Origin of the sequence: Streptomyces sp. NPDC006134, from assembly GCF_040628835.1 — a bacterium.
Classification (GTDB): domain Bacteria; phylum Actinomycetota; class Actinomycetes; order Streptomycetales; family Streptomycetaceae; genus Streptomyces.
In genome coordinates this window covers 64,447-78,527 of sequence record NZ_JBEXTV010000028.1, presented here as the reverse complement: position 1 = coordinate 78,527, position 14,081 = coordinate 64,447, and the positions used below count along the sequence as shown (strand labels likewise).

The 14,081-nt window shown below is 74.0% G+C and carries 9 protein-coding genes; 7 read left to right on the top strand and 2 right to left on the bottom strand.

Going from position 1 to position 14,081, the window contains the following annotated elements:
* Nucleotides 1–204: 204 nt before the first annotated feature.
* From ABZ340_RS19775 to ABZ340_RS19755, 5 genes are all read left to right on the top strand, one after another.
* Nucleotides 205–1,836, top strand: coding sequence for a 3' terminal RNA ribose 2'-O-methyltransferase Hen1 (locus ABZ340_RS19775; protein ID WP_358783067.1), 1,632 nt, complete (start codon nucleotides 205–207; stop codon nucleotides 1,834–1,836).
* Nucleotides 1,833–4,382 carry a polynucleotide kinase-phosphatase gene (locus ABZ340_RS19770; RefSeq protein ID WP_358783066.1) on the top strand — a complete coding sequence of 850 codons (2,550 nt, stop codon included), beginning with the start codon at nucleotides 1,833–1,835 and terminating at the stop codon, nucleotides 4,380–4,382. Before ABZ340_RS19775 ends, ABZ340_RS19770 begins: the two co-directional genes overlap by 4 nt.
* Nucleotides 4,383–5,115: 733 nt before the next feature.
* Nucleotides 5,116–6,339, top strand: coding sequence for an arginine deiminase (locus ABZ340_RS19765; RefSeq protein WP_358783065.1), 1,224 nt, complete (start codon nucleotides 5,116–5,118; stop codon nucleotides 6,337–6,339).
* A 100-nt stretch (nucleotides 6,340–6,439) separates the two neighbouring features.
* Nucleotides 6,440–7,447 carry an ornithine carbamoyltransferase gene (gene argF, locus ABZ340_RS19760; protein ID WP_358783064.1) on the top strand — a complete coding sequence of 336 codons (1,008 nt, stop codon included), beginning with the start codon at nucleotides 6,440–6,442 and terminating at the stop codon, nucleotides 7,445–7,447.
* Between the two features lie 242 nt (nucleotides 7,448–7,689).
* The gene (locus tag ABZ340_RS19755; protein ID WP_358783063.1) at nucleotides 7,690–9,126 is read left to right on the top strand and encodes an amino acid permease; all 1,437 of its coding nucleotides are present in this window, start codon (nucleotides 7,690–7,692) and stop codon (nucleotides 9,124–9,126) included.
* Here the strand turns inward: ABZ340_RS19755 and ABZ340_RS19750 are convergent.
* On the bottom strand, nucleotides 9,083–9,595 hold the full coding sequence (locus ABZ340_RS19750; RefSeq protein ID WP_358783062.1) for an ATP-binding protein: 513 nt from the start codon (nucleotides 9,593–9,595) through the stop codon (nucleotides 9,083–9,085). The genes ABZ340_RS19755 and ABZ340_RS19750 overlap by 44 nt on opposite strands.
* A gap of 349 nt (nucleotides 9,596–9,944) precedes the next feature.
* On the opposite strand from ABZ340_RS19750, the gene ABZ340_RS19745 reads away from it, so the two are divergent.
* Both ABZ340_RS19745 and ABZ340_RS19740 read left to right on the top strand, forming a co-directional pair.
* Complete coding sequence (locus ABZ340_RS19745; protein WP_358783061.1) at nucleotides 9,945–10,772, top strand: enoyl-CoA hydratase family protein; 828 nt, start codon at nucleotides 9,945–9,947, stop codon at nucleotides 10,770–10,772.
* A 2-nt stretch (nucleotides 10,773–10,774) separates the two neighbouring features.
* A complete protein-coding gene (locus ABZ340_RS19740; protein WP_358783060.1) occupies nucleotides 10,775–13,048 on the top strand; it encodes a bifunctional salicylyl-CoA 5-hydroxylase/oxidoreductase in 2,274 nt (757 codons plus the stop codon).
* A gap of 76 nt (nucleotides 13,049–13,124) precedes the next feature.
* On the opposite strand, the gene ABZ340_RS19735 is transcribed toward ABZ340_RS19740, so the two are convergent.
* Nucleotides 13,125–14,015: a sulfotransferase gene (locus tag ABZ340_RS19735; protein ID WP_358783059.1), complete on the bottom strand. Its 891-nt coding sequence runs from the start codon at nucleotides 14,013–14,015 to the stop codon at nucleotides 13,125–13,127.
* Nucleotides 14,016–14,081: the final 66 nt, after the last annotated feature.

Below are 14,081 nucleotides of genomic sequence, written 5' to 3'. Positions count from 1 at the left end.
ACGCACGGGGCGCACAGAACGCACGAGGCGCGCGAGGCGCGCACGGCAGACAGGGCGGACAAGTGGCCGGATAAACGAAGGCGCCGGTCCGGCCCGTTGTGCGATGGTGTGACCGTCGTCCTGCAGAGCCCCCGGGATCACCCTTCTGGGGGCTCTCGCACGCACGGCATCCCACCACGTCGACCGGCCGGAGAGGCCCTCCGCATGTTCCTGACCATCACCACCACCGGTACCCCCGAACGCCCCGCCACCGACCTCGGCTTCCTGCTGCACAAGCATCCCGGCAAGGCGCAGGCGTTCTCCACCTCCTACGGCACGGCCCACGTCCTCTACCCCGAGGCCGAGGACCAGCGCTGCACGGCGGCGCTGCTGCTGGAGGTCGATCCGGTGGCGCTGGTCCGGCGCGGCAAGGGCAAGGGCCGGGGCGGCGCACCCGACTCGGCGCTCGCGCAGTACGTCAACGACCGTCCCTACGCCGCCTCCTCGCTGCTCGCCGTCGCGCTGAGCGGCGTCTTCTCCAGCACGCTGCGCGGCGTGTGCAAGGCCAGGCCCGGCCTTCCCGCCCAGCCCCTGCCGCTGCGCATCGAGGTGCCCGCGCTGCCCGCCCGCGGCGGCCCCGACCTCGTACGGCGGCTGTTCGAGCCGCTCGGCTGGGCGGTGACGGCGGACCCCGTCCCGCTGGACACCGCGTTCCCCGAGTGGGGCGACTCGCGGTACGTGCGGCTGGTCCTGGAGTCCGGGGCGCTGACCCTCGCCGAGGCCCTGCGCCACCTGTACGTCCTGCTCCCCGTCCTCGACGACGCCAAGCACTACTGGGTCGCCCCCGACGAGGTCGACAAGCTGCTGCGGGCGGGCGAGGGCTGGCTGCCCGCGCACCCCGAGCAGAAGCTGATCACCAGCCGTTACCTGTCGCGCCGCTGGTCGCTGGCGCGGCAGGCGCAGGAGCGGCTGGAGCTGGCGCGGCTGGCCGAGGCGGACGACAGCGAGCCCGAGGAGCTCGACAACGCGGTCGCGGAGGAGGCCGGGTCCGGGTCCGGGATCGAGGCCGGGGCCGAGGGCGTGGCGGGGTCCGGGACCGAGGCCGGGACCGAGGGAGCGGCGGAGGCCGGGACCGAGGCCGGGGCCGGGGAGAAGCCGGTGCCGCTCGCCGTGCGGCGCAGGGAGGCGATCCTCGCCGCCCTCCGCGAGGCCGCCGCCGTCCGCGTCCTCGACCTCGGCTGCGGGGAGGGCCACCTGGTCCAGGCGCTGCTCAAGGAGGCGCGCTTCACCGAGATCCTCGGCGTCGACGTGTCGGTGCGCGCGCTCACCGTCGCCTCCCGGCGGCTGAGGCTGGACCGCATGGGGGAGCGGCAGGCCGCGCGCGTGAAGCTCCTCCAGGGCTCCCTCGCCTACACCGACCAGCGGCTCAAGGGGTACGACGCCGCCGTGCTGAGCGAGGTGATCGAGCACCTCGACCCGCCCCGGCTGCCCGCCCTGGAGTACGCGGTGTTCGGCGCGGCCCGCCCCCGCACGGTCGTCGTGACCACGCCGAACGTCGAGTACAACGTCCGCTGGGAGAGCCTCCCGGCCGGGCACGTCCGCCACCGCGACCACCGCTTCGAGTGGACCCGCGCCGAGTTCCGCGCCTGGGCGGAGACGGTCGCCGCACGCCACGGGTACGGCGTGGAGTTCCGGCCCGTCGGCCCCGACGACCCCGAGGTGGGACCGCCCACCCAGATGGCCGTGTTCACGATGAGGGCCACGGCCCCGACCGAGAAGGACCCGACCGAGAAGGACCCGGCCGAGAAGGACCCGGCCGAGAAGGCCCCGGCCGAGAAGGAGGCGAAGGCCGCATGACCGCCGAGACGCCCGTGAAGGGCCGCACCCTGCCGGTCACCGACCTCTCCCTCGTCGTGCTGATCGGCGCCTCCGGCTCCGGCAAGTCCACCTTCGCCCGCCGCCACTTCAAGCCCACCGAGGTCATCTCCTCCGACTTCTGCCGGGGACTGGTCGCCGACGACGAGAACGACCAGAGCGCGAGCGGGGACGCCTTCGACGTCCTGCACTACATCGCGGGCAAGCGGCTCGCCGCCGGCCGGCGCACCGTCGTCGACGCCACCAGCGTCCAGTCCGAGGCCCGGCGGCAGCTGATCGAGCTGGCCCGGCGGTACGACGTGCTGCCCATCGCGATCGTGCTCGACGTGCCGGAGGAGGTGTGCGCCGCGCGCAACGCCGCCCGCGCCGACCGCGCCGGCATGCCGCGCCGGGTGATCGGGCGCCACATCCGCGAACTCCGCCGCTCCCTGCGCCACCTGGAGCGCGAGGGCTTCCGCAAGGTCCACGTCCTGCGCGGCACCGACGAGATCGAGCACGCCGGCGTCGTCACCGAGAAGCGGTTCAACGACCTCACCCACCTCACCGGCCCGTTCGACATCATCGGCGACGTCCACGGCTGCTCCGCCGAACTGGAGGCGCTGCTCGGCAAGCTGGGCTACGCCGACGGCGTGCACCCCGAGGGCCGCACCGCCGTCTTCGTCGGCGACCTCGTCGACCGCGGCCCCGACAGCCCGGGCGTGCTGCGCCGCGTGATGGCGATGGTGAAGTCGGGCAACGCGCTGTGCGTGCCCGGCAACCACGAGAACAAGTTCGGCCGGTACCTCAAGGGCCGCAAGGTCCAGCACACCCACGGCCTGGCCGAGACCATCGCGCAGATGGAGGGCGAGAGCGAGGAGTTCCGCGCCGAGGTGCGGGAGTTCGTCGACGGGCTGGTCAGCCACTACGTCCTCGACGGCGGCCGGCTGGTGGTCTGCCACGCCGGGCTGCCGGAGAAGTACCACGGCCGCACCTCCGGCCGGGTCCGCAGCCACGCCCTGTACGGCGACACCACCGGGGAGACCGACGAGTTCGGGCTGCCGGTGCGCTACCCGTGGGCGGAGGACTACCGGGGCCGGGCCGCCGTCGTCTACGGCCACACCCCCGTCCCGGAGGCCACCTGGCTGAACAACACCATCTGCCTGGACACCGGCGCCGTCTTCGGCGGCAGGCTGACCGCGCTGCGCTGGCCGGAGCGCGAACTGGTCGACGTACCGGCCGAGCGGGTCTGGTACGAGCCGGTCAGGCCGCTGCGCGCCGAGGCGCCCGGCGGGCACCAGGGCCGGCCGCTGGACCTGGCCGACGTGCACGGGCGGCGGGTCGTGGAGACCCGGCACGCGGGCCGGGTCACCGTCCGGGAGGAGAACGCGGCGGCGGCCCTGGAGGTCATGAGCCGCTTCGCGATCGACCCGCGGCTGCTGCCGTACCTCCCGCCGACCATGGCGCCCACGGCCACCTCGCGGATCGACGGCTACCTGGAGCACCCGGCGGAGGCGTTCGCGCAGTACGCCGCGGACGGCGTCGCCCGGGTCGTGTGCGAGGAGAAGCACATGGGCTCGCGGGCGGTGGCGCTGGTGTGCCGGGACGCGGAGGCGGCGCGCGTGCGGTTCGGGACCGACGGCGGGCCCACCGGGTCCCTGTACACCCGCACCGGCCGCCCGTTCTTCGACGACGCGTCCGTCACCGAGGAGATCCTCGGCCGGCTGCGCGCGGCGATCGGCGAGGCCGGCCTGTGGGACACGCTGGAGACGGACTGGCTGCTGCTGGACGCCGAGCTGATGCCGTGGTCCCTGAAGGCGTCCGGGCTGCTGCGGTCGCAGTACGCCGCCGTGGGCGCCGCCGCCGGCGCGGTGTTCCCCGGCGCGCTGGCCGCCCTGGAGGGCGCGGCGGCCCGCGGCGTCGACGTCACGGAGCTGCTCGCGCGCCAGCGGGAGCGGGCCGCCGACGCCGCCGCGTTCACCGCCGCCTACCGGCGCTACTGCTGGACCACCGACGGCCTGGACGGCGTCCGCCTGGCCCCGTTCCAGATCCTCGCCGTCCAGGGCCGCAGCCTCGCCGGCCTGCCCCACGACGAGCAGCTCGCGCTGCTCGACCGGCTCGTCGAGCACGACGGCAGCGGCCTGCTCCAGACCACCCGGCGGCTGTACGTCGACACCGGCGACCCCGAGTCGGTGCGGGCCGGCACCGACTGGTGGCTGGAGATGACCGGCCGCGGCGGTGAGGGCATGGTCGTCAAGCCGGCCGGGGCGCTGGTGCGGGACGGGAACGGGCGCCTGGTGCAGCCCGGCATCAAGTGCCGGGGCCGCGAGTACCTGCGGATCATCTACGGTCCCGAGTACACGCGCCCGGACCACCTCGCCCGGCTGCGGCAGCGGTTCCTGAACCACAAGCGGTCGCTGGCGCTGCGCGAGTACGCCCTCGGCCTGGAGGCCCTGGACCGGCTGGCGGAGGGCGAGCCGCTGTGGCGGGTGCACGAGGCCGTCTTCGGCGTCCTGGCCCTGGAGTCGGAGCCGGTGGACCCGCGCCTGTGACGCGGTGCGCTCCGGGCGCGCGGCACCGGGGCCGGGAGCGGGGCCGGGGCTGGGAGCGGGGCTGGGGGTCGGGACCGGGGCCAGGGCTGGGGCCTGTGCGGGCGGCGGTGACCGCCCGCACGGCTCCCGCCCGCACGGCTCCCGCCCGCACGGCTCCCGCCCGCACGGCTCCCGCCCGCACGGCTCCCGCCCGCACGGCTCCCGCCCGCACGGCTCCCACCCGCACGGCTCCCACCCGCGCCGGCCCTCGTTCGCACGGCCCCCGCCCGTACGGCCCCCGCCCGCGGTGGCCCCGCTCCGTCGTGGTCCCGCTCCGCCCGCCGGCCGATTCCCGGCGGGCGGAGCGGGCGTCTCATCCCGTGTCCCCGGCCGGGACCGCCGGCGCTCCGTCCTGCGGGCCGGCGGGCCGTCGTGTCAGGGCGGGGCCGAGCGCCGTCCGTCCGGATCCCACGCCCGTAGGCTAGGCGCCGCCCGGCGTCGCACCGCAGGGCGTACGCGCGCCACGGACAGGGGCACGGGCGCACGCGGAGGAAGGCCGTCCGCCCCCACGGGGCCGGCCGTCCCCCGGCAGGCTTCCGTGCGCTCGCGGAGCGCTCGGCCCGCCCCATACCCCCGTCCCGCGCCCCGCACGTGTCCACCCGTTCCGCACCCGTGTGGCACGCGTTCGCGCACGGCGGCGCGGCCGTCCACGCGAGCGGGGGTGAACACCCGCCCGACTGGTCAGGATGAAGACATGGGATTCCACGTCGACTCCGAGGCCGGGCGGCTGCGCCGCGTCATCCTGCACCGGCCGGATCTCGAGCTCAAAAGGCTCACCCCCAGCAACAAGGACGCGCTCCTCTTCGACGACGTGCTCTGGGTGCGCCGGGCGCGCGCCGAGCACGACGGTTTCGCCGACGTGCTGCGCGACCGCGGGGTCGCCGTCCACCTCTTCGGCGACCTGCTCACCGAGACCCTCGACGTCCCGCGGGCCAGGGAGCTGATCCTGGACCAGGTCTTCGACGAGAAGGAGTACGGCCCGCTCGCCACCGACCACCTGCGGGCCGCCTTCGAGGCGCTGCCCTCCCGCGAGCTCGCCGAGGCCCTGGTGGGCGGCATGACCAAGCGGGAGTTCCTGGACGCGCACCCGGAGCCGATCTCGGTGCGCTTCCACGTGATGGAGCTGGACGACTTCCTGCTCGGCCCGCTGCCCAACCACCTCTTCACCCGTGACACCTCCGCCTGGATATACGACGGGGTCTCGATCAACGCGATGCGCTGGCCGGCCCGGCAGCGCGAGACCGTGCACTTCGAGGCGATCTACCGGCACCACCCCCTCTTCCGGGACGAGCCGTTCCATGTCTGGTCCGAGGGGCTGGCCGACTACCCGTCGACCATCGAGGGCGGCGACGTACTGGTCATCGGCAACGGCGCGGTCCTCATCGGCATGAGCGAGCGGACCACGCCGCAGGCCGTGGAGATGCTCGCCCACAAGCTGTTCGCCGCGGGCTCCGCGCAGACGATCGTGGCCCTGGACATGCCCAAGCGCCGCGCCCTGATGCACCTCGACACGGTGATGACGATGGTCGACGGCGACACCTTCACCCAGTACGCGGGGCTCGGCATGCTCCGCTCGTACACCATCGAACCGGGCGTGGGGGAGAAGGAGCTGAAGGTCACCGACCATCCGCCGGAGCACATGCACCGGGCGATCGCCGCCGCGCTCGGCCTGAGCGAGATCCGCGTGCTGACCGCCACCCAGGACGTCCACGCGGCGGAACGGGAGCAGTGGGACGACGGCTGCAACGTGCTCGCCGTCGAACCGGGCGTCGTCGTCGCCTACGAGCGGAACTCCACCACCAACACGCACCTGCGCAAGCAGGGCATCGAGGTGATCGAGATCCCGGGCAGCGAGCTGGGGCGGGGCCGGGGCGGGCCGCGCTGCATGAGCTGCCCGGTGGTGCGGGACGCCGTGTGACGGAGGCCGTGTGACGGACGCCCCTGCGGCATTCTGTATAAGAATGCCGAGCGTCGTATAGTATTTCAGTTGTCCTGTTCCCGTCCCTCTGGAGCGCCCCATGGCGACAGTCCCGACCGCCCTCGCCGGCCGCCCCTTCCTCAAGGAGCTCGACTTCACCGCGGAGGAGTTCCGCTCCCTGATCGAGCTGGCCGCCGAGCTGAAGGCCGCCAAGAAGGCCGGGACCGAGCAGCGGTACCTGAGCGGGAAGAACATCGCGCTGGTCTTCGAGAAGACCTCCACGCGCACCCGCTGCGCCTTCGAGGTCGCCGCCGCCGACCAGGGCGCCTCGACGACGTACCTGGACCCGTCCGGGTCGCAGATCGGCCACAAGGAGTCCGTGAAGGACACCGCCCGCGTGCTCGGCCGCATGTTCGACGCGATCGAGTACCGCGGGGACAGCCAGGCCAAGGTGGAGGAGCTCGCGGCCTGGGCCGGGGTGCCCGTCTACAACGGCCTCACCGACGACTGGCACCCCACCCAGATGCTCGCCGACGTGCTGACGATGACCGAGCACAGCGCCAAGCCCCTGGAGCGGACCGCCTTCGCCTACCTCGGCGACGCCCGCTTCAACATGGGCAACTCCTACCTGGTCACCGGCGCCCTGCTCGGCATGGACGTGCGGATCGTCGCCCCGAAGACCTACTGGCCCGCGCGGGAGATCGTCGACCGGGCCCAGGAGCTGGCCGAGGCGAGCGGCGCCCGCGTCACCCTCACCGAGTCCGTCGCGGAGGGCGTGCGGGGCGCCGACTTCGTCGCCACCGACGTATGGGTCTCCATGGGCGAGCCCAAGGAGGTCTGGGCCGAGCGGATCGCCGCCCTCGCCCCGTACGCCGTGACCATGGACGTCCTGCGCGCCACCGGCAACCCGGACGTGAAGTTCCTGCACTGCCTGCCCGCCTTCCACGACCTGGGCACCAAGGTCGGCCAGGAGATCTTCGACGCCCACGGCCTGGACAGCCTGGAGGTCACGGACGAGGTGTTCGAGTCGGCGCACTCGGTCGTCTTCGACGAGGCGGAGAACCGGCTGCACACCATCAAGGCGGTCATGGTCGCCACCCTCGCCTGAGACGGCCTGCCCGAGACGGCCTGCCCGAGACGGCCTGTCTGAGACGGCCTGTCTGAGACGGCCTGTCTGAGACGGCCTGCCCGAGACGGCCTGCCCGAGACGGCCTGCCCGAGACGGCCTGCCCGAGCAGGACCCGCCTGAGCAGGGCTTAAGCTGACCGGCGGCTCGGAGCCACCCCTTCCGCGGCCGCCGTCCGCGACCACCCCGTCGCACCCGCACCACCAGAAACGAGCACCACCCGCATGCCCCGCATCAAGTCGCCCCACCTCCTGGTGGCCGAATCCGGCGCCGACCGCGAAGGACACGGCCTCAAGCGGACGATGGGCCTGTTCCAGCTCATCTGCTTCGGCGTCGGCGCCATCGTCGGCACCGGCATCTTCGTCGGCCTGTCCGACTCGGTCGGCGAGGCCGGCCCGGCCGTCGTGATCTCCTTCGTGCTGGCCGCGATCACCTGCGTCTTCACCGCGTTCGCCTTCGCCGAGCTGGGCAGCGCCATCCCGGTCTCCGGATCGTCGTACTCCTTCGCCTACGCCGGACTCGGCGAGACCACCGCCTTCCTGGTCGGCTGGTGCCTGCTCCTCGAATACGGCGTGTCGGTGTCCGCGGTCGCGGTCGGCTGGAGCCAGTACGTCAACGAGCTGCTGGACAGCATCGTCGGCCTGACGCTCCCGCACGCGCTCTCCGCGGGACCCGGCGACGGCGGCGTGGTCAACCTGCCCGCGGTGATCGTCATCGCCCTGGCCTGCGTCCTGCTGGTGCGCGGGGTGCGCGAGAGCGCCCGGGCCACGGCCGCCATGGCCGTCCTCAAGCTCGCCGTCCTCGTCGCCTTCTGCGCGATCGGCTACACCGCCTTCAAGGACGGCAACCTCACCCCGTTCTCCCCGGCCGGCCTCGGCGGCATCGGCGCCGGCACCACGGCCGCCTTCTTCTCCTACATCGGCTTCGACGCGATCACCACGGCCGGCGAGGAGGCGAAGAACCCGCGCCGGGACATCCCGGTCGCCATCCTGGTCTGCATCGGCCTGGTCACCCTGCTGTACTGCGCGGTCGCCCTCGCCGCGATCGGCGCCATCGGCGGCGACGAGGTCGGCGGCCGGCCCGCCGCGCTGAGCTACGTCGTCGACGAGGTCACCGGCTCCTCGGTCGGCGGCGCGATCGTCGCCTTCGGCGCGGTCGTCGCCATCGCCTCGGTGGTGCTCGCCGTGATGTACGGCCAGACCCGCATCCTGATGTCGATGTCCCGCGACGGGCTCGTCCCGCGCGTGTTCGAGAAGGTCTCCCCGCGCACCGCCACGCCGGTCGCCGGGACCCTGATCGTCGGGATCGTCTTCGCGCTCCCGGCGGCGTTCGCCTCGCTGGACGCGGTGGTCAACCTGTGCACCATCGGCACCCTGGCCACCATGGCGGCCGTGAACGTCGCGGTGATCGCGCTGCGCCGCCGCGAGCCGGACCTGGAGCGCACCTTCCGCGTGCCGCTCTACCCGGTGCTGCCGCTGCTCGGCGTCGGCTTCTGCCTGTACCTGATGTACGAGACGGGCGTGACGACCTGGATCCAGTTCGCCGTGTTCCTGGCGGCGGGGCTCGCCCTGTACCTGGTCTACGGGCGCCGCAACTCCCGGCTCGCCCAGGCCCCCGTCACGCCGGACGACGCCGCTGAGCGGGTACCACAGGCAGTCTGAACCAGACCGCCTTGCCGGAGTCGGTGGGGCGGTGGCCGCAGGAGGAGCTCAGGGCGCGGATCAGCAGCAGACCGCGCCCGTGCTCCTGCCAGGGGTCGGGGGTGATGTCCACCGGACGGGTCAGGTCGCCGGGCGGTGCGGGGTCCGGGTCGTGCACCTCGACCTGGCAGGCGTTCGGCATCAGCTCCACGACCAGCTCGATCGGGGCGCCGCCGGAGGTGTGCTCCACGGCGTTGGCGACCAGCTCGGCCGTGAGCAGCTCCGCGGTGTCGCAGTCGGCGGCGTGCTCCTGTTCGGCCAGCGCCGAACGCACCAGCGCACGGGCCACGGGCACGGCCGCGGTGGTGTGCGGCAGCGCGATGCGCCAAGAGGCCGACGGGTGGTGAGGCGGCACGGCGTGCCTCCATGGGGAGCGGTGGTCGGGCGACGGGCGGGCGGGGGATCGATCGTGCACGGCGAGTCCGTTCATGGAGCAGGCTGTCCTGCTTTCAACCGTATGCATGGTACGGCGCCGCCCGGCAGAGCCGTTCGACGGGCACCGCGCGGGACCTTCGGTCCCGGCCACCGGGCGGCCTACCCGGGTGAACGGTCCCCCTCCCGCGGGTGCTCCCGTTGTTACCGCGTTGTCGACGTCCGGTGACGCCCTTGATGTCCGGTGACGAATGTGTCCCATGTGACCGAAGAGGCGTGAGCCGGTCACTCGGCGGTGTCCGCCGCCCAGGCCGGCTATCGCGTCCTCGTGACGATGGTCACAGATGAGTGATAGCTTGAGGGGCAGTGCTCAGTGAGGCCGCGCCCGCCCGAGGAGGCCGCCCGTCATGAGTCCCTTCACCGGCTCCGCCGCCCCCACCCCCCACTGGCGGCACCTGCGCGTCGAGCTCGCCGACGGTATCGCCACCGTCACCCTCGCCCGCCCCGAGAAGCTCAACGCGCTCACCTTCGGCGCCTACGCCGACCTGCGCGACCTGCTCGCCGAGCTGTCCCGGGCACGGTCCGTGCGCGCCCTGGTGCTGGCCGGCGAGGGGCGCGGCTTCTGCTCCGGCGGCGACGTCGAGGAGATCATCGGCGCCACGCTGTCGATGGACACCGCCGAGCTGCTCGACTTCAACCGGATGACCGGGCAGGTCGTGCGGGCGATCCGGGAGTGCCCCTTCCCGGTGATCGCCGCGGTGCACGGCGTCGCGGCGGGCGCCGGGGCCGTCCTGGCCCTGGCCGCCGACTTCCGCGTCGCCGACCCGAGCGCCCGCTTCGCCTTCCTCTTCACCCGGGTCGGCCTGTCCGGCGGCGACATGGGCGCCGCCTACCTGCTGCCCCGCATCGTCGGCCTCGGCCACGCCACCCGGCTGCTGATGCTCGGCGAGACGGTGCGGGCGCCCGAGGCCGAGCGGATCGGCCTGATCAGCGAGCCGGCCGACAAGGGCCGCGCCGACGAGGCCGCCCACGCCCTCGCCCGCCGCCTGGCCGACGGTCCCGCCCTCGCCCACGCCCAGACCAAGGCGCTGCTCACCGCCGAGCTGGACATGCCGCTGGCCGCCTCCGTCGAGCTGGACGCCGCCACCCAGGCGCTGCTGATGAACGCCGAGGACTACGCCGAGTCCCACACGGCCTTCACCGAGAAGCGCCCGCCGAAGTGGCGCGGGAGGTAGCGATGAGGGTCGCCGTCGTCGGGGGCGGGCCCGGGGGCCTGTACGCCGCCGCCCTGCTCAAGCGCCTGGACCCCGCCCGCGAGATCACCGTCTTCGAGCGCAACGCCCCCGACGACACCTTCGGCTTCGGCGTCGTGCTCTCCGACGAGACCCTCGGCGGCATCGAGCACGCCGACCCGGTGGTGTACGAGGCCCTGCGGCGGGAGTTCGTGCGCTGGGACGCCATCGACGTCGTCCACCGCTCCATCCGGCACACCTGCGGCGGCCACGGCTTCGCCGCCCTGGGCCGCCACCGGCTCCTCCAGATCCTGCACGAGCGCTGCCGCGGCCTCGGCGTCCACCTCCGCTTCCGCTCCCCGGCACCGCCCCCGGACCACCTCGCCCGGGCGTACGACCTCGTCATCGCCGCCGACGGCGTGCACAGCACCACCCGCGCGGCCTACGCCGACGTGTTCCGGCCGCAGATCACCGGCCACCGCTGCCGCTACATCTGGCTGGCCGCCGGCTTCCCCTTCGACGCCTTCCGCTTCGAGATCGCCGAGACCGAGCACGGCGTGATGCAGCTGCACGGCTACCCCTACGCGGCCGACGCCTCCACGGTGATCGTCGAGATGCGCGAGGAGGTGTGGCGGGCCGCGGGGTTCGAGGAGCTGCCGGTGCGGGAGTCGGTCGAGCGCTGCGCCAAGATCTTCGCGGACGCGCTCGGCGGCCGGCCGCTGCGGGCCGGCACCTCGGCCTGGACCACCTTCCGCACGGTCGTCACCGAACGCTGGTCCCACGGCAACGTCGTCCTCCTCGGCGACGCCGCCCACACCGCCCACTTCTCCATCGGCTCCGGCACCAAGCTCGCCGTCGAGGACGCCCTCGCCCTCGCCGCCTGCCTGGCGGAGCGGCCCGCCCTCGGCGAGGCCCTGGCCGCGTACGAGGAGGAACGGCGGCCCGTCGTCGCCTCCACCCAGCGCGCCGCCCACGCCAGCCTGGAGTGGTTCGAGAACCTCGCCCTCCACCTGGACCAGCCGCCCCGCCGGTTCGCCTTCGGCCTGCTCACCCGCAGCCGCCGCGTCACCCACGGCAACCTGCGGCTGCGCGACGCCCGCTTCACCGAGGCCGTCGAACGCGAATTCGGCTGCCCGCCCGGCACCCCGCCGATGTTCACCCCGTTCCGGCTGCGCGGCCTGACCCTGCGCAACCGGGTCGTGGTGTCCCCGATGGACATGTACTCCGCCGCCGACGGCGTCCCCGGCGACTTCCACCTGGTCCACCTGGGCGCCCGCGCCCTGGGCGGCGCCGGGCTGGTGATGACCGAGATGGTGTGCGTCAGCCCCGAGGGCCGCATCACCCCCGGCTGCGCGGGCCTCTACACCGGCCGGCAGGCCGAGGCGTGGCGGCGGATCACCGACTTCGTGCACACCCGCGCGCCGGGCACCGCGATCGGCGTGCAGCTCGGCCACAGCGGACGCAAGGGCTCCACCAAGGTGATGTGGGAGGGCATGGACGAGCCCCTGGACGAGGGCAACTGGCCGCTGGTGGCCGCCTCCCCGCTGCCGTACAAGCCCTCCAGCCGGCTGCCGCGCGAGCTGAGCCGGGCCCAGCTCACCGACATCAGGGAGCAGTTCGCCTCCGCCGCCGCCCGCGCCGCCCGCGCCGGTTTCGACCTGCTCGAACTGCACTGCGCCCACGGCTACCTCCTCTCCGGCTTCCTCTCCCCGCTCACCAACCGCCGCACCGACGCCTACGGCGGCAGCCTCGGCCGGCGGCTCCGCTTCCCGCTGGAGGTCTTCGACGCCGTACGGGCGGTGTGGCCCGAAGAACGCCCGATGACGGTGCGGATCTCCGCCACCGACTGGGCCGAGGGCGGCACGAGCGCCGAGGACGCCGTGGAGATCGCCCGCGCCTTCGCCGCGCACGGCGCCGACGCGATCGACGTGTCCACCGGGCAGGTCGTGGCCGAGGAGAGGCCGCGGTTCGGGCGGTCGTACCAGACGCCGTTCGCCGACCGCATCCGCCACGAGGCGGGCGTCTCGGTCGTCGCCGTCGGGGCCATCTCCTCCTGGGACGACGTCAACTCCCTGATCCTGGCCGGACGCGCGGACCTGTGCGCGCTGGGCCGCCCCCACCTGTACGACCCGCACTGGACACTGCACGCGGCGGCCGAGCAGGGCTACACCGGCCCCGGAGCCGTCTGGCCGGCTCCCTACCGGGCGGGCAGCCGGCGCCCGCGGACCGGGCGGACGGACGCGCCCAGGCCCCGGCTCACGCTGGGCAGCGGCGTCTGAGGCGGGCGACGGCGGACCGCGGGCGGCCCCGGCTCCCCGGGGGCGGGCGTCCGGCCCCTCGGCCCCGGACGACAGGTCACAGGTAGCCCCAGGTGCGGCACATGGGGCGCAGCGCCTCGGCGATCTCGCCGGGCTCCGGCAGCGGGCGGCCCGGCCGGACCTCTCCCGTGCGGATCGTCTCCCGCCAGTCGCCCAGGCCCCGGACCGGCTTGCCGCCGCCCTTCCCGCCGTACCGGAGCATGCCCGGCTCGTAGTCGACGCCGAGGAACGCGCACAGGCGGCGCATCTGCTCCTCGGGGGCGGCGGTGATGTCCTCGTAGCGCACGGTGTGCCCGCCCGGGACGGCCGTGCGGGCGGCCTCCACGGCCTCCAGGTAGCGCAGCGCCTCGGCGACGGCCGCCGGGTAGGGCCGCTTGACCGGGTCGCTCTCGTGCCAGGAACGGGCTACGGACTCCGGGTGGCGCAGCAGGAACACGAACCGGGCGTCGGGCCAGCAGTCCTTCAGCCGCTGGTGGACGAAGGCGTTGCCGGGCGTCTTCTCGACGATGACGTCCTTGCCGGACCTGACCAGTTCGCGGTGGAGGACGCGGTCCCACAGCAGGTGCTCCAGGTCGCCGCGGGCCAGGCCCAGGGCGGTCATGGCGTTCCGCGCGACGGCGTCGCCGTGGTCGACCCGCAGATGGCGCAGGTGCAGCTCGTGCGGGGCGTGCAGCCGGGAGTGGGCGCCCAGCATCATGCGCAGCAGGGTCGAGCCGGAACGCACGGAGGAGATGATGAAGACCGGCTGCCGCAGCAGCCGTTCGGCCGGCAGGTCCTCGGGCGACGGACACCGGTAGGCGGGCGCGGTCCGCTGCCCGGACCGGGCGGTGCCCGTTCCCGGCCGGGTGGGGGCGGGCCGGGGGACCCGCCGTACCTGGAGGCCGGTGGTGGCGGCGAGCGCCCGGTTCAGGGTACGCGTGAGACTCATGAGCCGGAGGCTAGGCAGGGAAGCTGAGAGAGCCGTGGGAACTTCTTGAGGGTTGCCTTATCGCCG

Coding starts and splice junctions, on each gene's coding strand:
- ABZ340_RS19735 (WP_358783059.1), bottom strand. CDS start 14,015: ATGAGTCTCACGCGTACCCTGAACCGGGCGCTCGCCGCCACCACCGGC.
- ABZ340_RS19755 (WP_358783063.1), top strand. CDS start 7,690: ATGCCCCGCATCAAGTCGCCCCACCTCCTGGTGGCCGAATCCGGCGCC.
- ABZ340_RS19740 (WP_358783060.1), top strand. CDS start 10,775: ATGAGGGTCGCCGTCGTCGGGGGCGGGCCCGGGGGCCTGTACGCCGCC.
- argF (WP_358783064.1), top strand. CDS start 6,440: ATGGCGACAGTCCCGACCGCCCTCGCCGGCCGCCCCTTCCTCAAGGAG.
- ABZ340_RS19745 (WP_358783061.1), top strand. CDS start 9,945: ATGAGTCCCTTCACCGGCTCCGCCGCCCCCACCCCCCACTGGCGGCAC.
- ABZ340_RS19765 (WP_358783065.1), top strand. CDS start 5,116: ATGGGATTCCACGTCGACTCCGAGGCCGGGCGGCTGCGCCGCGTCATC.
- ABZ340_RS19770 (WP_358783066.1), top strand. CDS start 1,833: ATGACCGCCGAGACGCCCGTGAAGGGCCGCACCCTGCCGGTCACCGAC.
- ABZ340_RS19750 (WP_358783062.1), bottom strand. CDS start 9,595: ATGAACGGACTCGCCGTGCACGATCGATCCCCCGCCCGCCCGTCGCCC.
- ABZ340_RS19775 (WP_358783067.1), top strand. CDS start 205: ATGTTCCTGACCATCACCACCACCGGTACCCCCGAACGCCCCGCCACC.